Annotated in this window: 18 protein-coding genes and 1 pseudogene; 12 read left to right on the top strand and 7 right to left on the bottom strand. The window is 41.7% G+C overall.

Features of this window, described 5'->3' with window-relative positions; all coding sequences use genetic code 11:
- Positions 1–69: 69 nt before the first annotated feature.
- Together I8J31_RS18985 and I8J31_RS18980 are read left to right on the top strand one after the other, a co-directional pair.
- On the top strand, positions 70–1986 hold the full coding sequence (locus I8J31_RS18985; RefSeq protein WP_325101229.1) for an ATP-binding protein: 1917 nt from the start codon (positions 70–72) through the stop codon (positions 1984–1986).
- Complete coding sequence (locus I8J31_RS18980) at positions 1973–3337, top strand: sigma-54-dependent transcriptional regulator (protein WP_199470158.1); 1365 nt, start codon at positions 1973–1975, stop codon at positions 3335–3337. The genes I8J31_RS18985 and I8J31_RS18980 overlap by 14 nt, the downstream gene beginning before the upstream one ends.
- Positions 3338–3342: 5 nt before the next feature.
- Here the strand turns inward: I8J31_RS18980 and I8J31_RS18975 are convergent, their stop codons facing one another.
- Together I8J31_RS18975 and I8J31_RS18970 are read right to left on the bottom strand one after the other, a co-directional pair.
- Positions 3343–3714, bottom strand: a complete 372-nt coding sequence (locus I8J31_RS18975) for a DUF4260 domain-containing protein (RefSeq protein ID WP_199470157.1) — start codon at positions 3712–3714, stop codon at positions 3343–3345.
- 30 nt (positions 3715–3744) lie between these two features.
- Positions 3745–4281: a hypothetical protein gene (locus tag I8J31_RS18970; protein ID WP_199470156.1), complete on the bottom strand. Its 537-nt coding sequence runs from the start codon at positions 4279–4281 to the stop codon at positions 3745–3747.
- A 140-nt stretch (positions 4282–4421) separates the two neighbouring features.
- Here I8J31_RS18970 and I8J31_RS18965 point away from each other — a divergent pair, with 140 nt between their 5' ends.
- The gene (locus I8J31_RS18965) at positions 4422–5324 is read left to right on the top strand and encodes a LysR family transcriptional regulator (RefSeq protein ID WP_199470155.1); all 903 of its coding nucleotides are present in this window, start codon (positions 4422–4424) and stop codon (positions 5322–5324) included.
- Positions 5325–5412: 88 nt separating this feature from the next.
- Here I8J31_RS18965 and xseA read toward each other — a convergent pair whose 3' ends face one another.
- The gene (gene xseA / locus I8J31_RS18960; RefSeq protein ID WP_199470154.1) at positions 5413–6768 is read right to left on the bottom strand and encodes an exodeoxyribonuclease VII large subunit; all 1356 of its coding nucleotides are present in this window, start codon (positions 6766–6768) and stop codon (positions 5413–5415) included.
- A 93-nt stretch (positions 6769–6861) separates the two neighbouring features.
- Here xseA and guaB point away from each other — a divergent pair, with 93 nt between their 5' ends.
- From guaB to I8J31_RS18945, 3 genes are all read left to right on the top strand, one after another.
- Positions 6862–8328 (top strand): IMP dehydrogenase, encoded by a 1467-nt coding sequence (gene guaB, locus I8J31_RS18955; protein ID WP_199470153.1) that lies wholly within the window; start codon positions 6862–6864, stop codon positions 8326–8328.
- 121 nt (positions 8329–8449) lie between these two features.
- Complete coding sequence (guaA, locus tag I8J31_RS18950) at positions 8450–10027, top strand: glutamine-hydrolyzing GMP synthase (protein ID WP_199470152.1); 1578 nt, start codon at positions 8450–8452, stop codon at positions 10025–10027.
- A 149-nt stretch (positions 10028–10176) separates the two neighbouring features.
- Positions 10177–11454, top strand: a complete 1278-nt coding sequence (locus tag I8J31_RS18945; protein WP_199470151.1) for a tyrosine-type recombinase/integrase — start codon at positions 10177–10179, stop codon at positions 11452–11454.
- A gap of 145 nt (positions 11455–11599) precedes the next feature.
- Here the strand turns inward: I8J31_RS18945 and I8J31_RS18940 are convergent, their stop codons facing one another.
- Both I8J31_RS18940 and I8J31_RS18935 read right to left on the bottom strand, forming a co-directional pair.
- The gene (locus I8J31_RS18940) at positions 11600–12166 is read right to left on the bottom strand and encodes a tyrosine-type recombinase/integrase (protein ID WP_199470150.1); all 567 of its coding nucleotides are present in this window, start codon (positions 12164–12166) and stop codon (positions 11600–11602) included.
- Positions 12167–12393: 227 nt separating this feature from the next.
- A complete protein-coding gene (locus I8J31_RS18935; protein WP_199470149.1) occupies positions 12394–12861 on the bottom strand; it encodes a hypothetical protein in 468 nt (155 codons plus the stop codon).
- 76 nt (positions 12862–12937) lie between these two features.
- Between I8J31_RS18935 and I8J31_RS18930 the strand changes: the two genes are divergently transcribed.
- The gene (locus I8J31_RS18930; RefSeq protein ID WP_199470148.1) at positions 12938–13264 is read left to right on the top strand and encodes a DUF6626 family protein; all 327 of its coding nucleotides are present in this window, start codon (positions 12938–12940) and stop codon (positions 13262–13264) included.
- Between the two features lie 104 nt (positions 13265–13368).
- Positions 13369–13779: a hypothetical protein gene (locus I8J31_RS18925; RefSeq protein ID WP_199470147.1), complete on the top strand. Its 411-nt coding sequence runs from the start codon at positions 13369–13371 to the stop codon at positions 13777–13779.
- Between the two features lie 203 nt (positions 13780–13982).
- Here the strand turns inward: I8J31_RS18925 and I8J31_RS18920 are convergent, their stop codons facing one another.
- Positions 13983–14471 carry a hypothetical protein gene (locus I8J31_RS18920; protein WP_199470146.1) on the bottom strand — a complete coding sequence of 163 codons (489 nt, stop codon included), beginning with the start codon at positions 14469–14471 and terminating at the stop codon, positions 13983–13985.
- A gap of 170 nt (positions 14472–14641) precedes the next feature.
- Here I8J31_RS18920 and I8J31_RS18915 point away from each other — a divergent pair, with 170 nt between their 5' ends.
- Both I8J31_RS18915 and I8J31_RS21155 read left to right on the top strand, forming a co-directional pair.
- Entirely contained in the window at positions 14642–15412 is a 771-nt protein-coding gene (locus I8J31_RS18915) for a hypothetical protein (RefSeq protein WP_199470145.1), read from the top strand.
- 49 nt (positions 15413–15461) lie between these two features.
- A complete protein-coding gene (locus I8J31_RS21155; RefSeq protein WP_199470144.1) occupies positions 15462–17480 on the top strand; it encodes an acyltransferase family protein in 2019 nt (672 codons plus the stop codon).
- A 282-nt stretch (positions 17481–17762) separates the two neighbouring features.
- Here the strand turns inward: I8J31_RS21155 and I8J31_RS20940 are convergent.
- Positions 17763–17965: pseudogene (locus I8J31_RS20940) on the bottom strand (IS3 family transposase); the annotation flags it as partial.
- A gap of 554 nt (positions 17966–18519) precedes the next feature.
- Here I8J31_RS20940 and I8J31_RS18905 point away from each other — a divergent pair.
- A complete protein-coding gene (locus tag I8J31_RS18905; protein WP_199470143.1) occupies positions 18520–19491 on the top strand; it encodes a transposase in 972 nt (323 codons plus the stop codon).
- A gap of 538 nt (positions 19492–20029) precedes the next feature.
- Positions 20030–20461 carry a hypothetical protein gene (locus I8J31_RS18900; protein WP_199470142.1) on the top strand — a complete coding sequence of 144 codons (432 nt, stop codon included), beginning with the start codon at positions 20030–20032 and terminating at the stop codon, positions 20459–20461.
- Positions 20462–20525 lie beyond the last annotated feature (64 nt).

Raw genomic sequence — 20525 nt, 5'->3', positions numbered from 1 at the left:
ATATTCTTGCGAAAGTTGTAAAGTAGCTTTACGGTTTATCAACTTTTATGTGTAAACGAGGTTTACAGTGTGACTGTCTCATTGATGTTCGAAATGGCTATGTCGATATCCAGTGTTTGCGGTGTTCTTGTCGCAGCTTGGCTGTTGTGGCGAGCTAGGAATCAGGGCGATTTACAAGCGTTGGCGGGTTTTGCCATCATGATGGCGATCTGGTGTTTTGGTCATGTGGTCTTGTTTCAAGGATATGAAAAAATTGGGATCAACATCATTCTTGCAAACCCGTTAATGCCAACCTTTTTTCTGCATTTTGCTATTGTCTTTGTGAATTCTGGCCCTGCAAAAGAGAGAACACTCGACCGACTGCATCTGGCGATACCTTGGTTTTATGTTGCCAGTGTTGCCGTAGTGTTACATAGCTGGTGGATGGAAGCGGGCGATGCAATTAGTACATTGGATACGCGTTCCTTCTTTATTTTTACGGATGCTGGATCGTGGAATTTAGCCTATACCGTGTTGATCGGTATGTTGGCTCATGGCGTTTTGTTATTTGGCTGGTATCGTCACTCGGGCAATAAAAAGCGTTCGATACTTGCCATGTTTGGTGTGGGGGCGTGGGGACTTTTACTGGCGACAAGCTTTGTGTTTCCGTCTTTTGGCATTAGTTGGTTTCCTTACCCTATGTTGTTATTGCCAACCTATTTGTTGCTTTTGGTTTATGCCGTGGTGAGGTATCAAATCCTCTCTGTTAATGCTTTTGCTAATCGGGCCTTGCTTTGGTTGGCGATGATGTTAGTAATTCTTTGCTTGATTGCTGTCATTAGTGTGGTCTCTGGTCGTATCGGTTTGCAGGCCTTAGCCGATGTGCCAAGCTGGCAATTATGGTTGTACTCTTTGTTAATGTTACTCATGTCTGCGCTCATTTATCAGCCATTAAATCGTCTAATTTCTCGACTAATTTACCCCGGAGCGGTCTTGAATGAAACCGTGCTAGATACTTGGTCTAGTCGATTAAAAGAAGCTCAAGATTGGGAACAATTAACGGCTCTCGGAGAAGATTTACTGTCATCTCAAATAAGACGGAGTATTGAGATTAAGCTAAATGTTCTTCAAAGCGACAGTGTTCTTGATGATCGTGATTTGGCCTTACAAGTATCTCGGTCAGACTCCGGTTGGCGTTTTATGCTGTTAGGCTGGGAAGATGCAAGCCCTGGAATGCGATTAACAGCCGAGGTATTTGGCTCCTTGTTTTCCACCAGTTGCGGTTTGCTGGAACGGTCATTGGCGTTGGCTGCTACGGAGCGAAAACGATTAGACGAAAAGCATTTGGTTGAGTTAGGCGGACTGTCTGCGTCAATGGCTCATGAGCTTCGTAACCCACTTAATATTATTGCCATGGCGGCTTACGATACGCCTCCAGAAACGCGGCAACATATTCAAACTCAACTCAAACGAGCGGATCGCTTAGTGAGTGATATGTTGGTTTACTCGGGTGGCTTAACGCTGCAAATAAGTACCACACCATTGCGTGCTTTGGTATTAGGTATTTTGGCGCAAGCTCAATTGGATGGTGTGGCTTATGAAATAGATATTGATGAATCCATTGAGCTTGAAGCTGACCCGCAACGGCTGCAGCAAGTGTTTATTAATCTGATTGATAACGCGGTGGCATTTTTGCGTAATCAACCTAATGGCAAGTTTCTTATTGCAGCGAGAACGGATGACAAGACAGTTGTGATTCAAGTGCATAATAACGGCCCAGAAGTTGATGCTAGCTTACAAGGAGAGACCTTGTTTCAACCTTTTGTTACGAAGCGGGCTGGTGGTAGTGGTTTGGGATTGGCAATTGTACGTCGTATTGTCGATGCCCATAACGGGAAAATCCAGCATCGTTCTGACTCAGGTTGGCCGGTAACCTTTGAACTGTTTTTACCGCTTCATTCTTCTAGTACTTCTATTTCGAACCGAGACCCCTATGACACAAAATAAAATTTTATTGGTGGATGATGAGCCCGCTTTTCGTGAATTGGCTAGCCGTTGGTTGGCGCAACAGAATTATCACGTTAAAACGGCAGGAAGTTTAGACGAGGCTCGTCAGGCATTAACAGCATTTGATGCGGATTTAGTCCTGTTGGATTTATCTATGCCGCCGTATTTTGATCCTCAAGTGACGCTTGATGCAATGGCCGATTTTGATGGTCGCCCAGTCATCATCATTACAGGCCATGCGGATCGGGATCTTGCTCTGAAGGCTATTGATCTTGGGGCGTGGGATTTTATTGCCAAGCCGATTGATCCAGATATGCTAGCGGTGGTGGTACGTCGCGCTATTACGAAAACGACGCTAGAACGAGAGCTGAACCAACTAAAGCAATCTGTTAGTCAGCCGGAAGGCGCTTCAGCCTATATTGGCCATTCGGTGAGTTCTCAGAAAATACGTGCTTTGGTTGAACGAATTGCGCCAACGGATGTTCGAGTATTGGTTACCGGCCCATCTGGAACAGGCAAAGAGGTTATTTCACGAACCTTGCATGACCTGAGTCATCGATCTGCTAAGTCGTTTGTTTCTGTGCATTGTGGTGCCATTCCAGCGGATTTGTTAGAAAGCGAGTTATTCGGCTATGTAAAAGGGGCATTTACCGGAGCAGAAAAAGACAAGGTCGGCTTATTGAGTTTAGCCAACGGCGGCACTTTATTTTTAGATGAAATTGGTGAAATGCCCTTAGCGATGCAGGTGAAATTATTGCGAGTTTTACAGGAAGGAACCTTTTTTCCAGTTGGCGGAAGAGAGCAGAAGTACATAGATATTAGAGTAATTTCCGCCACCAACGCTGACCTATTAGAAAAAGTACAAGAGGGCAGTTTTCGAGAGGATTTATATTACCGAATTAAAGGCGTTAATATTGAAACGCAATTACTTGCCGAGCGTATCGAAGATGTCCCTATTTTATTGCAAACGTTCTTATCTCGCTTACAACATCAACAATCTAAGCGCTTACAGCTTAGTCCAGAAGCTGTTCAGTGGTTCCGAGATCAACCATGGAAGGGAAATGTCCGTGAATTAAAAAATGCCCTCGACAGTGTTGCTTCCATTTGTCCTGAGGGAGTGATTACCATGGATGATATTCAACTTCTGTATCCAAGTGTCGATCGCTCTAGTTTAGTTTTTCAGCATGAGCCTAGTAATAGCGATACATTGGACGAGCAGGTGCGAGCGCTTGAGATCCGATTGATTCACCATGCGTTAGAAGCGAATAAAGACAATCGAACCCAAGCCGCAAAACAGCTTGGTATTTCACGGCAAGGTTTGATTAAAAAGATAGAAAGGTATGGATTGTAAGCGGTTTATTTTCCAATCATTCCCAAGTGTGTGTAACGAAAGCCAGATTGATATTTGAGCCCATATCCTAGGCCGCGATCAAAACCTATGTGAGCAGACCAGATTAGTCCTATGGCAATAGTCAGACTGTTTTCAGAAAGAAGGCCTGCGCCAATACAAATGAGTGGGCCGATTAATGAGTGAGTGATGTTGTATGCAATCGCCCCTGTTTTACTTCCCAGTAAATAGCCTATTAAGGAAAAATCTGGCACTAAGAAAAGTATGGCAAATAACGTCCAGCTAGCCTCGCAGTGTGCAAAAGCGATAGAGGATAATGTTAAAATTGCTACTCCTTCAATTCTTAGTACCCATCTGATATTACCTGCTGCTTCTTTCATTTAAATGATCTCCATGTTTGTTGTGTAAATTTAAAACTTCCAACCAAGGTGTACGGTTGGAAATAACGAGACAGGTTGGCTATCAAATTTTTCCCCGTTGAGATCGACGTCGTCATGGTCGAGGTTTAAATCGATTCCTAACCATGGTGTGATAGTGATGTTTTTGTTGTACATGATGCGATAGCCAATTCTGGGACCTAGAGAGATTTGCGTTCGGGTGGCTTTTTGGTTGGTTGATTTTAATGTGTATTCTACCTCTGACGAACTGGCTTCAACGCCTATAAATACACCATCATAACGTCCAAATAGGTAGTCTAGTTTAATACCATAGCCCTTAAATTCTAGATCATAACGTTCGTCGCCATGGAAGGCTTCAGGCGATTCTAGTCCGAATGTACCGATATCAAAACGGTACTGATTTCCTCCAAAGCCAAAGTGTACAGAGTGTCCATTCAACGCGTAGGCTAATGGGTCTATTTCAATATCTAAAGCGTGAGCTTGGTTGAGAGATAAGCAGGCAACACAACCTAATAAGGTATTCTTAGTAAATGGAAATAATCGTGTCATGGTTGTTTCCTTTAATGATTGGGTTGTGACAATTATGTGAATTTTTATAACAAATAAATAACAATCATTTTTTATCTTTGATTAAAAATATTTTGTGCTAAGTTGAGGGTTCTACTCGTGTTTTCGCGATGAGGTATACAATGCGAAATTTAAATAATTTGGCGACTTTTGTTCAGGTCGCAAAGCATGAAAGTGTGACAAAAGCATCAGAAAAGCTGCACTTAACGCAGCAGGCCGTTTCTTACCAAATTAAGAAATTAGAAGATGAATTAGGTGTGCTGCTGTTTAAAAGAGCGCATCGAAAGATATATTTAACTCAAGAAGGTAGGTCGCTATTAAAAACAACAGAAAAGCATTTGTCCGCTTTAGAGCACGATATTTTCAAAGTAAAACATGATCATTCCACGATAGTTGGACCAATCAAAATAGGCACAACGATGGAGTTGGCGAACTTGATTCTAGTGCCAATGATTGTCAGTTTTAAGAAGCGTTACCCACAAGTTAATGTAGAGCTGGCGTTACAAGATGATGCTGCAACTGTAAAAAATATTATTCACAGTGAGGCTGATTTGGGCGTGGTTGTTTTCTCATCAGAAGCCCAATTATTACATATCACCCCAATAAAAAAAGAACGGTTTATTACGCTGGCAAGCACGGAATTTATGAAAGCGCATGGACCCTTCAATAGCTTTAGAGACGTTATCGACAGCAATATTATTGATTACCATCCAGATTGTCCGTCGATGAAAACTTGGCTTAATAAAAACGACAAGACGATGGTCAAATACTTGGAAATAAAAACCGCCTCAATGTCCGCCAATGATGATAGGTTGATTAAACAGCTGGTGATGTCGCACCTTGGGATTGCCAATGTACCAGAAGCATTATTTGAAGAAGAGTTAAAGAAAGGTACTGTCGTTGAGGTACTTCCTCAGGCTCAATCTATCACCGCGGGCATTGATTTGATTTCGATGAAAGGTCGGGTATTACCTCCACAAGTTGAGGCCTTTATTGATCATCTAAAGGTATTTTTTGCAATTTAGTCGATCATAAGAGAGCCACCTTTTATGGTGGCTCGAAAAGTCGTTTTGTTTGAATGTATCTTCGATGAATGCATAGCTAGGCTTTTTATTAATGGGTGACCGTTTTCTTTGTTGTCACGGCGCAGCGTATTTCCCCATCTTGAACTCTGACTGAAATAGCATCCCCTTTTTCAACGTCATGAATAGATCGAATGACTTGTTTATCTTTCGTCGCAATAGAGTAACCACGGGATAAGGTGTTTAGAGGGCTGACTAAATTGAGCTTTTCGATGATACGAGCAAAGGTGGTTTGCTTACTTGTTAGAGTGTTACTTAGTGCACGAGCTAGTCGAGTATCCATGTCGCTCAGCTTTTGCCTGTCTTGAGATATTCGGCGAGCAGGGCTGTTTTTTTCTAATCTGTGGGCAAGGTTTGTTGTCTGTATTTGTCGATCAGATACTTTGCGTTGCATACTTTGTTGTAAACGTCGTATTAATTGGTTTAGCTGGTTTTGTTGTTGCTTGATTCGCTCCTTAGGGTGGCGAATGCGCTTGGTCATGAAGTCGAGCTGTTGTTGGAACTGTTCTAATAGTCTATCCATGCGTCGTGTGAGTTGTTTTTCTTGCTGCTCAATTTGTCGACTAAGCTGTGCTTTATCTGGGCTAAGTAGCTCGGCCGCGGCTGTGGGAGTCGCGGCGCGAATGTCGGCGACAAAGTCGGTAATGGTGAAGTCTGTTTCGTGACCGACGGCCGAGACAATGGGAGTTTTTGCATGAAATACGGCTCGTGACAGGGTTTCGTCGTTGAAACTCCATAAATCTTCTAATGAGCCGCCACCTCGACCAAGAATAATAGCGTCGAAGTGTCCGCTGCTATCAGCACGTTCTAATTGTCTTAGGATATTTTTTGCAGCGTCTTGCCCTTGAACTAAAGACGGTAAAATAGTCAGCTCAGTTAACGGAAAACGGCGACGAAAGGTGATGACCATGTCTCGAACCGCGGCGCCAACAGGGGAGGTGATAATAGCGACACGTTCTGGTTTGGTTGGCAGCGGTTTTTTATGTTTGGAATCGAACAGTCCTTCAAGCTGTAGGCTGGTTTTTAATCGTTCATAGGCTTGTTGTAGTGCACCTTCGCCTGCGGATTCCATGCTTTCTACACCGAGCTGACAATCTCCGCGAGGCCCATAGAAAGTGACCCGTGCACGTAAACGGACCTTGTCTCCATTTTGTGGCTGGAAGCGTACTGCTAGGTTGCGGTTTTTAAACATGGTGCAGCGGATTTGAGCTTTATCGTCTTTAAGAGAGAAGTACCAGTGGCCAGAACCCGGTTTGGCCAGATTAGATATCTCTCCCTCCACTAAAATCCACGGTAAACTGGCTTCTAAAAGTTGTTGGATTTGTCGATTAAGTTGAGAAACGGTGAAGGCGGTTTCTTGTGCAGTAGAAGTTGTAAAGTTTTTCATTAATCTCTCGTGGTTTTGATTTACCGAGTGCAACTATTAGAGTAGAATTACTTGCCATCTTAACACCCTTGTTGGCATTGGAAACTCCCCATTATGTTACGAATCGTGCAAGAAGCTTTGACGTTTGACGACGTATTGCTTATCCCCGGCTATTCCGAAGTTCTCCCGAAGGATGTTAGCCTCAAAACCAACATCACTAAAGACATTGAGCTAAATATTCCACTTATTTCTTCAGCAATGGATACGGTAACTGAATATCGTATGGCGATTGCTTTGGCTCAAGAAGGTGGTTTAGGTATTGTTCATAAAAACCTGACTGTCGAAGAACAAGCGACAGAAGTTCGTCGTGTTAAAAAATATGAGAGCGGTATTGTTCGCGATCTTGTTACTATTAGTCCAGACGCTAGCATTAATGAGCTGATGGCATTAACGGCGGCAAATAGCATTTCCAGTGTGCCTGTTGTTCAAGGTACAGATCTTGTTGGTATCGTTACCAGCCGTGATGTTCGCTTCGTAAAAGATTTCGATAAAAAAGTGTCTGACATCATGACGCCAAAAGAGCGCTTGATTACAGCCCTTGAAGGTTCCTCTTCAGGTTCTATTCGTAAACTACTCCATGAAAATCGCATTGAAAAAGTGCTTATTGTCAACGAGCAGTTTGAATTGAGCGGAATGGTCACGGTAACTGACTTTACGAAAGCGACCACATACCCAAACGCTTGTAAGGATGAAGAAGGTCGCTTACGTGTTGGTGCGGCTGTTGGAACTGGCGCGGATACAGAAGATCGCGTTAAGGCTTTGTCTGATGCAGGTGTCGATGTAATTGTTGTTGATACCGCGCATGGCCATTCTAAAGGCGTTATTGATCGCGTTCGTTGGGTAAAAGAAAACTTCCCTCATATTCAGGTAATCGGTGGTAATATTGCAACGGCGGAAGCGGCCATTGCTTTGGCGGATGCAGGTGCTGATGGCGTTAAAGTGGGTATCGGTCCGGGTTCTATTTGTACCACTCGTATTGTTGCGGGCGTTGGTGTTCCTCAAATCAGTGCGGTTGCTAACGTAGCAGAAGCGATGAATCCCCGTGGTATTCCTGTTATTGCTGATGGCGGTGTGCGTTTCTCGGGTGATATTAGTAAAGCGATTGCCGCTGGTGCTAGTGTCATCATGGTGGGTGGCTTACTGGCGGGTACTGATGAAGCGCCGGGCGAAGTGGTTTTGTTCCAAGGTCGTTCATTTAAATCGTACCGTGGCATGGGCTCGTTAGGTGCGATGTCTCAGTCTCAAGGCTCTAGTGATCGCTACTTCCAAGACTCAAGCAGTGTTGAGAAGTTGGTGCCAGAAGGTATTGAAGGTCGTGTGCCTTCCAAAGGGCCAATGGCTGCGGTGGTTCATCAATTGATGGGCGGTGTTCGTTCTTCAATGGGGTACACTGGTTCTGCTGATATTGAGACCATGCGTACTAAAACGCAATTCTCACAAATCACGGGTGCTGGTATGCGTGAAAGTCATGTTCATGATGTGACAATCACCAAAGAAGCGCCAAATTATCACGCGGGTTAATCGCGTATAAATGGACACTGAGATGGGGCGATGTTATCGCCCCATCTTTATTTTTTGCTCTTATTATTTTCAATACAAAAGATACGCTCTTACTGAGTAAGGGTGAAAGGACTGGCTTACAATGTCGCAAGATATCCACGCTCATAAAATTCTCATTCTTGATTTTGGCTCTCAGTACACTCAATTGATCGCACGTCGTATTCGTGAAATTGGTGTTTTCTGTGAAATTCGTGCTTTTGATATGGAAGATCAAGAGGTTATCGACTTCGCACCTAAAGGTATTATTTTAGCGGGTGGTCCTGAGTCTGTGCCAGAGCCAGGTTCTCCTCGTGCGCCAGAGGCTGTCTTTAATTTGGGTGTGCCTGTTTTTGGTATCTGTTACGGCATGCAGACGATGGCCGAGCAACTGGGCGGTAACGTTCAAGGTTCTGATCTTCGTGAGTTTGGTTACGCACAAATTCGTAAGCATGAAGGCCCAGCTTTGTTTGAAGGCATTGAAGATCATGTTGCAAACAACGGTGTGGCTTCTCTTGATGTGTGGATGAGTCATGGTGATAAAGTGTCAGCTATGCCTGAAGATTTCGTATTGATGGCATCGACTGAAAGTTGCCCGATTGCAGCGATGGCGAATGAAACGAAAAAGTTTTATGGCGTTCAGTTTCACCCAGAAGTTACTCACACTAAACAAGGTGGCTTAATTCTGAATCGTTTTATTGTTGATATTTGTGGTTGTGATACTTTGTGGACGCCTGCAAACATTGCAGAAGATGCAATCGAAAGAATGCGTGCCCAAGTAGGTGATAAACAAGTCTTGTTGGCTTTGTCTGGTGGTGTGGATTCCTCTGTCGTAGCAGCCTTGCTTCATAAGGCGATTGGTGATCAGCTGACTTGTGTGTTTGTGGATAATGGCTTGCTTCGCTTAAATGAAGGTGATCAAGTGATGAAAATGTTCGCTGACAACATGGGTGTGAAAGTAATCCGTGTTGATGCCGAAGATTTATTCCTTGGTAAATTAGCTGGTGAAAGTGACCCAGAGAAAAAACGTAAAATTATCGGTAATACCTTTATTGAGATTTTTGATGAAGAATCATCAAAACTTAATGAGATTGAGTTCCTTGCACAAGGTACGATATACCCAGATGTGATTGAGTCTGCGGCTTCAAAAACAGGTAAAGCTCACGTAATTAAGTCTCATCATAATGTTGGTGGTCTGCCGGAAGACATGAAAATGCAATTGGTAGAGCCGCTTCGTGAATTGTTTAAAGACGAAGTGCGTAAATTGGGTGTCGCTCTAGGTTTACCTCACGATATGGTTTACCGTCACCCTTTCCCTGGGCCGGGTCTAGGTGTGCGTATCTTGGGTGAAGTGAAAAAAGAGTACGCTGATATTCTTCGTCGTGCGGATGCCATTTTTATCGAAGAGTTACGTCGTTCTGGTTGGTATGAAAAAACCAGTCAAGCATTTGTCGTTTTTTTACCCGTTAAATCAGTCGGTGTGGTGGGGGATGGTCGTCGTTATGAATACGTTGTCGCACTTCGTGCGGTTGAAACCATCGACTTCATGACGGCTCGTTGGGCTCATCTTCCGTATGAACTGCTAGAAACAGTGTCTGGCCGTATCATCAACGAAATCGAGCACATCTCTCGTGTGGCTTACGATGTTTCTTCTAAACCACCGGCGACGATTGAGTGGGAGTAGTTCAAATAACTTAACTTATTGATTTTATTATTATTTTTAGTTAGTAAGTTGTTAAAAAGTTCGAAAGCCAATGGTTGATTCTGTTGGCTTTTTTGTTTAGTGTTAGAAAGAAAGTTAGAAACTACATCAACTATTACAAAGCGTAGATTTTGAGCACTGAACGGATAGACATATACGGCGGCAAAGCGACTATCAAACAGAACAAGTTTGATGTGTGGCAGTTTCGTATGTGGGTAAGCAACGAAAAGCGTTATTACGAAAAGTCTTTGCGTACCAAACGTAGAGCAGAGGCTATCGATAAAGCAGAAGAGATGTACTTTGATTTACAGAATGAGTTGAAGGATGGCAGAAAGTTATTTTCTGTATCGATTGCTGAAGCCGTTGCTATCTATTTGGAACACAGAAAGATTGATGTACGCACTAAAGAGATTGTAGAGGGACGTTGGAATACGATACGTGCTCATCTCAATCACTTTATTGAGTACGTTGGCGAAAAAGAAAAAGCCGCAAACTTGGGTATCAACACACTTGTGAAGTTTGAGTGGAAAGGCAAAGAAACAAACTACGTGCTTTTTCGAACTGAACAAGGTGCTTCAAAACAAACCGTTCGCAATGAAATGGCATCAATCAATGCGTGTCAGCGTCATCTTTGCGATATCGAACAAATCACTTCTTTCCCACGTTTCCGCTTACCAAGTTTGAAGATTGAAGGCAGTTCGACAAAGAGTGGCGAAGAAGTACAGCGTATGACTTTTACACACGACGAGTGGAAGTCGTTTTATACGTCAATGCGTTCATATGTAGCCAAAGTGAAAAATAGACTGACTGACAAAGAGGCGTTTGAACGCGAACTTGTTAGGCATTGGTGCTTGTTTGCGGCGAATAGTGGTTTGCGGAGTGGTGAGCAAAGGCAACTACGTTGGAGTGATGTCAGCATCCACAAAGAAAAAGACAACGGTGATGAGTTGTTGTTGGTGCGTGTGAATATTCGCAAAGGCACCACTAAAGTACGCAAAGAACGCACGTTTTGGTGTAGAGGTGGCGACTACTTACAGCGTTGGAAGGCGATACAGAAAGAGTATGGCGAAAGCACAGATGGTTTGATTTTTAGTTTGGATGGCGAAGAAGAGTATGAACGTTATCGCCTACACCGTCATTGGCGTCAAATAATGCTACTAACTGACATTGCTTTGGATAAGAGAGAGTTGTTAGTGCCATACAGCCTTCGCCATTTAGCCATTACCAACCAAGTATTGAGTGGTGTGAGTTTGAGTGATGTGGCGTTTTATTGTGGAACGAGTGTGAAGCAGATTGAAAGCACCTACTATCATTTGAACGAAGAAAAGATGAGGGCAGTGGCTACGGCTCGCTTTGTGCGTAGGGATGGAAAGATTTACGCATTAGGCAAAGAGATAGCAGAAGACTAACGTACTCGTATTTCTGTTAGCAGTTTGAGTATTTCCTTTTGATTTTTCCGCTGTTGCGTTGAGTTTGGCGGATTCTTTTTCAGCCACTCTTTGTGCCGTTCTGCTCTTTTGAATTCTTTCTTCAACTTGTGTGTGCTGAAGCGTTTCACAACAAATCTACCGCATTTGCCAATGTCGTTTCTGACGCTTCGATGTATCTTTGTGTTGTCTGAATGGATTTGTGTGAGGCTAACTCTGCTATTACACGCACATTGACGCCTTTGTTCGCTAAGTTTGTAATGAATGAACGTCTGCCGCTGTGGCTACTTGCTCCTCTAATGCCGCTTCGTTCGTACAAACGCTTTATCAGTTGCGTAAGTGCGTTTGTGTTGAATCGCTTACTCTTTTGCGTGTTAAATAGAAAAATACGCTGTATGACGCTTGTATTGCTTTGTAGGTAGCGTTTAAGTGCTGACTTTGCTCGTTTGCCCACAAACACACGTCTAACTTCGCTTCCTTTTGTCTGCGTAGCATCCAAATAAAGCAAATCTCTTATTTCGCCATTTTCATTTACTACGTCGCTAACACGCAGATTGGCTAACTCGCATACCCTCAACCCACACAAGTGCGTCAGTAGCCCCATTGCTCTGTTTCGTTCTGCGTGTGCGTAGAGTGAAATGACGTCTAATACTTTGTTGAGTTCTTTGTCTGTCAGTACTTTTGCTTGTTTCATCGTACAAATCCCATCAAATGTAATGTTTTCGTACGTACAAGTGTGCTTTCTTACTTTTATTTTTCCTACCGAAAATATCATATAAATCAATCACTTGATTTTCAATGACTTACGTCAAAACGTAATGTTTTCTGTATTTTCTTATGTTTTACGCACACGAAGAACACGTGCCTATCAAAATAAGCACGTAGTTAAATGAAAGCACCTCAAAGTTCGAGCATAGCCACTTATTGAAGTGTATTGATAACAGATAACTCTGCTACGAAGTTGTCATCGTCAGCAAAGTAGTGTTCTTTCATTCCGTAGCCATTTCTGTTGTCTTTCTGTGTATTGGGTAAGATTTTGATGCTGTGTGATTTGTGTATTTTGTTTTGCCATAGTTCAGTTGCTATTTGAGAAATCAGTTTTGCTTCTGTGTCATCAGTGCCTTTGAAGAAAAAGTGGGTGTGTAGATTGTCTCTTCCTCTGCCTCTCTCCAAATACACCATCCTTTCAAATCTTTTGCCTTTGTTTATGCCTTTGTGGGTATATATCCTTCTGTCAATCGCATTGAAGAAATAACGAAGCGTTTTCATAACGTGTTCTTCAGTAAAGTTGTTGGCGTATTGAAATGTAGCGGTAGCGAAGTGTGTGTAGTTTTGCTTACTTTGCCATTCTGCTGTCGCCTTTATTGTTTCTCTTCTGTTGTAAGTCATCTCAACTCTTCCTCAACTAAATACGTTGTAGGCAAAGCGTTTCTGCCTACACGTTTATTTATCTACGGAGACAGAAATGACGGCAGAAATGGTATTTGAAGAAACCTATACGCTACTGAACAAGATTGGTGTGGTGGATACGAAGAGAGAGTTTTGTAGGGATTGGCTGAATAGAGGAGATAGTTATTTTCGCTGTTTGAAGCATAACCAAAAGCCACCATCAGTTAGTGTTATTGCTGTATGTAGCAGTAAGTTGAAGCATTACAGCGAAGCGTTGAAGCAAAAGGCTGATAGCAACAGCCGTAAGTTGGCTTCTGATTTTGATGTGCTGTCAGCACGTTTGGATAGTGCGATGTATCAACAGAGTAAGCACGTGTGGATGACACGGATGGCTGAACAGTAGTGAAAAGGGTTCTGATGACAAAAAAATCTGCTGTGCAGTTTTTTTGAAATACAGAATATTTTTAGGGTGGTGATTTTACACCACCATACTTTTAGGAATAGGGAATGGACTACAAAGATGAAATGCGTAAGTTGATTGATATCGTCAAACAGCAATCATTTACAGCACCTTTAGAACAAACATTAGACGATATGAAGGCGATGGCTAACGCCGTTAAAGATATGAGTGATAGGATTGATTTGAGGGTAAGAAAAAGCCTTCAGCCAACAGACAAGGCAAAGAAAAAGACAGCGAAGAAAAAGACAGCGAAGAAAAGCAAAGGTATTACTAAAGCCAAACCTTTCCCATCAGTAAAGCCACCACAGCCCTCAGTCTCCAATACGACGCAACAAGCAACTCCAAATAGTGCTGTTGGAAGTCAATCATTTACTAGTAAGGATATAAGTGACATACGCAACGACTACTTACAGAAGCAGTCTGAACTACAACCAATAAAGCCTCAGTCGCCGTTTTAATCGTTTTGAAACAAGTAGCGTAGAAAAAGAAACGATTGGTTTGATTGAAATGTGGCAAAACGAGTCAAAATCGCACGTTTCTTTCTGATTGCCTTTAGTATTTGACGGAATGAATGCTAGGCATAGTGAGAAGTGTATTAAATACGCTACCTTTTAATCTGCAATGCTTGCATTAATATAATGCAAGCATTGCATTTGCTCCTTTATGCTACTTGCAATACTTTTGTTTGCTTAAATACGTTAAATACTCGCTTTCCATTTACTTCGCTTCGTATGCTGTTGCACCAAAAGCCATAACCTTTCCATACGTCAGCATCATCGTCTGCATCAACGTAACTGTAGTAAAAAGCATCTAGTATAAAGTTTGTATAAAGTTCATATACTGCATTAACCATCAGCCATTTATATGCACGCTCGTTTCTATCTGCTTCATCTGTGCTTTCTGTTTCAACAAACTGCGTAAAGTGTGCTTGTCTGTTTTCGCTTAAACTGCAAACTTTACCAACAATAAAGTAGTCAAAGTCAGCGTTGTATTTGTCATACAAACTGCTGTCTCCTTTTATGCTGTTCAGTTTGTTGTTGCTGTTATTTGTGTTAGCACTTTCACAACTGCGTATAAACTTTTCTGCCATTGCGTAAGCGTGTTTCGCTAACATTGTGTCGTTTTCAAAATTAAAGTTTTTAGTTTGCATTTCTGCATCTCCTATTTAAAATTAAAGTGTTTATCGCTGTTATCAACGATGTAATCAGTATCTCTCAAAACCGTCTGTTATCATTCCAACAAGAATTAACTTGTTTGTTTATTGATAACACTTTGGTATATTTTTGTTATCACTTATCAAAACACATTAGGTTGATAACAATGCGTCGCTACTTCATATCTCAATATCCAACATTTGGCAGTTATGCGAATCCTACAAAGTGGAAGATTGAACAATCTCCCTACTTTTATTGGTGGTTAGCACTAACGCTGAATTGCGACTATGTGGCGTTATGCGAAAACCCATCAGCAAATCGTTTCAAAACGAAAAAGAAGTTGTTGAAGGTGTATGAAGACTTTGGTGATGTGCGATATGAAGGTGATAGGTATGTAGCGTTTGCTAAATGGTGGAATGCGAAACTTGCCAATGGTGAAACGAAAGGTGCTTATCTGTTTGCTGAACCACTGACAGAAATGAAGGTGGAGTTGGTTGAGGATGTTGCTACAGCGGAACGTTTGATAGCAGATGAAGATGAGTTGTTGATACGTGTTTCAAAAGGTATGAAACGAACACACATTGATAAGACACTCAATCGCCTCTTCAAAAAACACATTGAGTTTGAAAAGGGTAGGCAGACACGTAATCCAAATCGTTCCAATGCTCGCTACAGCCTATCAAAGTCAATCGCTATCGATAGTCTTCAAACAGCATTCGCATTATATGACTTGATTGAACAAGCAGAGGCTAATGGCGAAAAAGTGAATAACTATGCGTTGGCAAAGCAAGTAGGTATAGAGGTTGAGCAACGCAACACTGAAGAAGAATGGGATATCGCCTACAAGCGAAGGGTGGTTTCAGTTGCTGTTAGTAGGAAGAAAAAAGTGGCTGTTGACGCCATAAAATCTGTAGTCAACGGTGTCTTTCCGAGTTAGATCTCTATAAACTTAGACTTTTGTTCGCTTTGTGAACCAAGTGAACCAAGTGAACCAAGTGAACCAAGTGAACCAAGTGAACCAAGTGAACCAAGTGAACCAAGTGAACCAAGTGAACCAATCTTCTCCTTACACGTCATCCTATCGATCTGAAATTGATGGTTTAAGAGCATTTGCTGTCTTATCCGTTGTTGCCTTTCACGCTTTTCCAAGTTGGTTAAAAGGTGGCTTTATAGGTGTTGATGTCTTTTTCGTAATCAGTGGTTTTTTGATTACTAGTCATATTTTTGAAAAATTAGATAAAGGGCAATTCAGTTTTACTGACTTTTTTGGTCGTCGCATCAGACGAATTTTTCCAGCCCTTATCCTTGTAATGGCTTGCTCATTAGCTTTTGGTTGGTTTGCTTTATTAGCAGATGAATTTGCTCAACTTGGTAAGCACGTTGCGAGTGGTGCGGCCTTTATTACCAATTTCATATTGGTAGATGAAAGTGGTTATTTTGATAATGCTGCAGAAACCAAGCCAATGCTTCACTTGTGGAGCTTGGCTGTTGAAGAGCAGTTCTATATCGTTTGGCCATTGGTGCTTTGGCTTGCTTGGAAACGTAAGTTTAATTTACTTACGATCACAATCTTAGTGGCTGCGGTTTCATTTTATTTGAATCTACGTTTTGTTAAGTCACATCCAACAGAAACTTTTTTTTGGCCAGTAGGACGATTTTGGGAGCTTTTAAGTGGAAGTGTTCTTGCTTGGTTGTTTTTGTATAAGTCAGATTTACTAAGTAAATTTAAGCTATGGGTTGATAAGTTCTTAGTTAGAATTATTCACTCTAAAGAAGTTGAGGCTGATGGCTCCACTACATCTAATCTGATGTCTTTCTGCGGATTACTGTTATTGGCTTATGGTGTAATCCGCATTAATGAAAGTCTTTCATTCCCTTCAAAATGGGCTCTAATTCCAGTTTTAGGTGCGGTGTTAATTATCGCTAGTGGCTCTATGGCTTGGTTGAACCGTATATTTCTAATGAATCCACTTGCTGTTTGGTTTGGATTGATTAGTTATCCGCTTTATCTATGGCATTGGCCGATTCTATCCTTTATTCAGATCGTTGAAGGAAAAGTGCCACATAGAGACGCTCGCATAATAGCTGTTCTACTTTCTATATTTTTGGCTTGGCTTACCTACCGACTATTGGAAGTGCCTATAAGAAGAGTTGGAAATTGGGGGCTTAAAACTGTTGCCTTGTCCGCAAGTCTAGCGTTAATTGGTCTTTTCGCTTTCGCTGTGCATAAAACTGAGGGGAGAATATTGCCCTTAACACCGAAGCAAGTGGTGGCGGACACTGCTAAAGCAAGTCCAAAAAGAAAAGACTGCCATTTTCCACTTAAAAACGACTTCTCTGAAAGATCTGTTTGTGAGTATTTTCATACTGAAAAATTAGTTGCTGTATTTGGCAATAGCCATAGTGTTGAACTAGCTTTTGGTTTAGCTCAAGTTCTAAAAGATGTTGGTTACGGCGTACGGCATCACACGATGAGCGGTTGCGTCCATAACTTTGGTTCAACAAAAGATAAAAACAAGCATCAGATATGTGCTGCTTGGCAAAGTAAAGTTGTAAAGGAATTGGTGTCGGACGATTCGATATCTTCTGTGATTGTGTCCTACCGTAATGAGGGGTATCTCAAAAACGTTTCACGCAGAAAATCACTTGTTGAAATGCTCAAAAAGCTTGTTGAGGCCAATAAAGATGTTGTTCTTGTTCTTCAAGCACCGATGCCATCGAAGCACATCAATAGCTACATCAGACAAGGAGTGTTTGGTGTTAAGTCTAGCGTGAAAGGTCGAACAAAAGAGGATTGGTTTAATATGTACTCTGCTAAAAATGATCTTTTGAAAGAATTGCCTCAAGCAGTTAAGGTTTATGACCCATCAGATGTATTTTGTGATTTACGCGATTGTTATGTTGTGAAAGAGGGGGTCGCGTTGTTTTTTGATGATGACCATATGTCAGTGAAGGGGGCTGAATTAGTGGCGAAAGAATTGGTACCTTTGTTGAAGCTAAATTAGTTTAGAAACCTTTCAATCGCCTTTTCACTAACGCATTGATACTATTGAGTTTCAATAGTTCACTTCGTACGAAAAAACGAAGGGAATAGTTAGAAACTTGTTAGAAAGTGATTTTAAATGCTATACAAATCAATGCTTTACATCACCGCCACTATTGAGTGGGAATAATCCTCCAGCGTTAATGTTCTAATGAAACGGCTCTCTTTTATATAAAAGAGGGCCGTTTTTATGTGGAAAATAAATTGAAAAGATTGGTAATCCTCTCTTTTTTAACTCTATTTAAAAATCGATTGACCATACTTGGTTTGGTCGAGTGGGTTCCTTCACATTTCTCTGATAGAAAAAGCACAACCTAATCCCCCAATCTGATTGGTCTTCTGTAAGACCTACCAGTAACTCTGCTATCCTCATTGCCATCCCTGTTTTTTAGCCTGATAGCGATAACAAGTTTCACCAATGGAAAACATCATACAAGCTATTTCAATTGGTGTTTTTTTGATCTTTTTGAGATGTTTGAGACTGACGCTTTAGTTTTAGTAAAGGTAATATATAAATATGTAGTTTTTGTGGGTGAGTGTAGAGTGTCCGTCATAGTTTACTCAGTTGTATCATTTTTCCATGGAGAGTGTTGTATTGTCTCTTTCTAAGAGAGTTAAGTGTTTGTTTATAAACGTTTTTTCGTATGGTATTGCTCTACCTGTCAAAGCAGCTGACCCCGTAACTCCTTCTGCCGTTCCTGACAACGCAACGGAATTTCGGCTACGAGACAAGGCAGCACAAGAAAGCTTAGATAAAAAACTGGAGAACACTTCCCCACCGATTCAATTGCCCGATTTAACGTGCCACCCACCTCTCAAAGCCAGTTATATCAAGTGATTGGCTATTTTTAGATTTAACGTGCCACCCACCTCTCAAAGCCAGTTATATCAAGTGATTGGCTATTTTTATGAAAAATCGAAAACTATAAAATCTTGACGATCAAAAAGAATGCTGTATATTTAACCAGTATTATTTGTTTCTCATGGAAGAGAGGTCTGTCATGCCAAGAGCCAGAAGTCAGCAAATTAGTTTACAAGATACGCCTTACTATCACTGTATTTCTCGCTGTGTTCGTAGGGCGTTTTTGTGTGGTGAAGACCTAATTTCTGGAGAAAGCTTTGAGCACCGCCGAGGTTGGGTTGAGAATAGGCTGTTATTCCTCGCAAGCGTCTTCGCTATCGACATTTGTGCTTATGCGGTAATGAGTAACCACCTTCATGTAGTGTTACACATTAATTCAGAGAAAATAGCAAAATGGTCTACGTTGGAGGTTATTCAAAGGTGGCATAAGATCCATAAAGGCACCTTGTTTACTCAGCAATATGTACGAGGTGAGTCCCTACCTGAATACGCTCTAACGTTAGTGGAATCGTCCGCTGAGACCTTTAGAAATCGCCTTATGGACATTAGCTGGTTCATGAAAGAGTTAAATGAACCTATTGCTCGCCAAGCCAACTTTGAAGATAAATGCACTGGTCGATTTTGGGAAGGACGATTTAAGTCTCAAGCCCTGCTTGATGAAGCGGCGCTGGCCGCTTGTATGGCCTATGTTGACCTCAATCCATTGAGAGTAAAAATAAGCCGAACACCTGAAACCTCAGAGTTCACCAGTGTGAAAAAACGAATTGTTGCCGCGAGGCATCAAAAACAACCGAAACCGCTTTATCCTTTTGTTGGTAACCCCAGAGAGAACATGCCTGATGGCCTGCCTTTTCATCTATCAGATTACCTTGAACTTGTTGATATGACAGGCCGAATCATCCGAGAAGACAAACGAGGTTTGATAGACGCTTCACTCTTGCCGATACTTCAACGACTCAATATCTCTTCAGAAAACTGGCTTTGCATAGCCACGGAATTCGGGGCAAGAACAGGCAATGTAGTAGGGACTGAGCATTCCATAGCGTATTACTGCGAGTCAAACCATCGACAGCGAAAGCCACGCCAGCAAGGTATTAAGCTACTCGCCTAATATACTTTTCCAATATATTTTCCTATCAAACTAGCGATAATCTAGTCGCTTTTCTTCGCCTTCAATTAGGCTAAAAGTACATTTCCTTCTCGTTTTTCTGTTTTGCTAGATGAAGCCATCCAAAAAGTGGTTTTTGAATTTATTTTATTGCCTAAAAGTAGATTGTCCCTGTTGCAATACTGGTGTACTTGGACGTATTTTAAAGTGGGTGTCTATACAACGCTATTGATAACTTCACAAGCCTATACAACCGAGAAGTCAATGATCCAGTTGCTTGGGATATTCATCAGTTAGGTGGTGAGCAGAGGGCCTTGCAGCCAATACATGAAAAATATTTAAATGATCGAAACGCTTTTACTTGGCTTTCAACCGAAATAACGAATACTGACAACCTAGTTAGTGTTGGGAATATATTTACTATATTTGGAACTTCTGAAGAGCAAGGTCAATCTGGGGGAGTTAATATTCTTGATTATGAATCGCGTATGGATTACGGCTGTAAGCTAATGGGATATTCAGAAGAACAGGGATGTAAGCCATGATAAATGACTATCCATATCGGCGAGTCATAATAGGCTTTACTCTTTGTCCGGGGCTTGCAGGGCTTCTTAGTGGTAGTGTGATGCTTGCTGAGGGTATGGTAAGTGAGGATGTTAATAATGTATTTGAGTTAACTAGAATGATATTGTTGATCCCACTTATTACTGGGGTGGGTGGTTTTGTAATGTTTTGCATCCCAGCTCTTGCTGCCTCTATTATTTATACCATGCTTCATTTATTTAAAAGTTGGCGTAGCTACTTTTTTATAACATTAGTTGGTGGTTGTGTTGCGTGTTTATGGTCACTTATTGTTTTTGGAAGTCATGTTGATGTGCAGTCTACTGGTCCCTATCTGGCTTTTGCTTTAGGTGCAGTGTCTTCTTTACTTATGGCCTATTTGGTATTACCAAAAAAGCCAAAGAAATATTAGATTTAACGTGCCACCCACCTTTTAAAGCCAGTCATATCAAGTGATTGGCTTTTTATTATCCGCT

This window comes from Marinomonas transparens (assembly GCF_016463975.1).
Classification (GTDB): domain Bacteria; phylum Pseudomonadota; class Gammaproteobacteria; order Pseudomonadales; family Marinomonadaceae; genus Marinomonas; species Marinomonas transparens.
The sequence above is the reverse complement of the archived record's forward strand: the minus strand, read 5'-3'. Positions and strand labels throughout refer to the sequence as shown.

Bases quoted from the DNA above. Each gene is read 5' to 3' on its own strand.
- I8J31_RS18980 (WP_199470158.1), top strand. From the start codon at position 1,973: ATGACACAAAATAAAATTTTATTGGTGGATGATGAGCCCGCTTTTCGT.
- I8J31_RS18975 (WP_199470157.1), bottom strand. From the start codon at position 3,714: ATGAAAGAAGCAGCAGGTAATATCAGATGGGTACTAAGAATTGAAGGA.
- I8J31_RS18970 (WP_199470156.1), bottom strand. From the start codon at position 4,281: ATGACACGATTATTTCCATTTACTAAGAATACCTTATTAGGTTGTGTT.
- I8J31_RS18965 (WP_199470155.1), top strand. From the start codon at position 4,422: ATGCGAAATTTAAATAATTTGGCGACTTTTGTTCAGGTCGCAAAGCAT.
- xseA (WP_199470154.1), bottom strand. From the start codon at position 6,768: ATGAAAAACTTTACAACTTCTACTGCACAAGAAACCGCCTTCACCGTT.
- guaB (WP_199470153.1), top strand. From the start codon at position 6,862: ATGTTACGAATCGTGCAAGAAGCTTTGACGTTTGACGACGTATTGCTT.
- guaA (WP_199470152.1), top strand. From the start codon at position 8,450: ATGTCGCAAGATATCCACGCTCATAAAATTCTCATTCTTGATTTTGGC.
- I8J31_RS18940 (WP_199470150.1), bottom strand. From the start codon at position 12,166: ATGAAACAAGCAAAAGTACTGACAGACAAAGAACTCAACAAAGTATTA.
- I8J31_RS18935 (WP_199470149.1), bottom strand. From the start codon at position 12,861: ATGACTTACAACAGAAGAGAAACAATAAAGGCGACAGCAGAATGGCAA.
- I8J31_RS18930 (WP_199470148.1), top strand. From the start codon at position 12,938: ATGACGGCAGAAATGGTATTTGAAGAAACCTATACGCTACTGAACAAG.
- I8J31_RS18925 (WP_199470147.1), top strand. From the start codon at position 13,369: ATGGACTACAAAGATGAAATGCGTAAGTTGATTGATATCGTCAAACAG.
- I8J31_RS18920 (WP_199470146.1), bottom strand. From the start codon at position 14,471: ATGCAAACTAAAAACTTTAATTTTGAAAACGACACAATGTTAGCGAAA.
- I8J31_RS18915 (WP_199470145.1), top strand. From the start codon at position 14,642: ATGCGTCGCTACTTCATATCTCAATATCCAACATTTGGCAGTTATGCG.
- I8J31_RS18905 (WP_199470143.1), top strand. From the start codon at position 18,520: ATGCCAAGAGCCAGAAGTCAGCAAATTAGTTTACAAGATACGCCTTAC.
- I8J31_RS18900 (WP_199470142.1), top strand. From the start codon at position 20,030: ATGATAAATGACTATCCATATCGGCGAGTCATAATAGGCTTTACTCTT.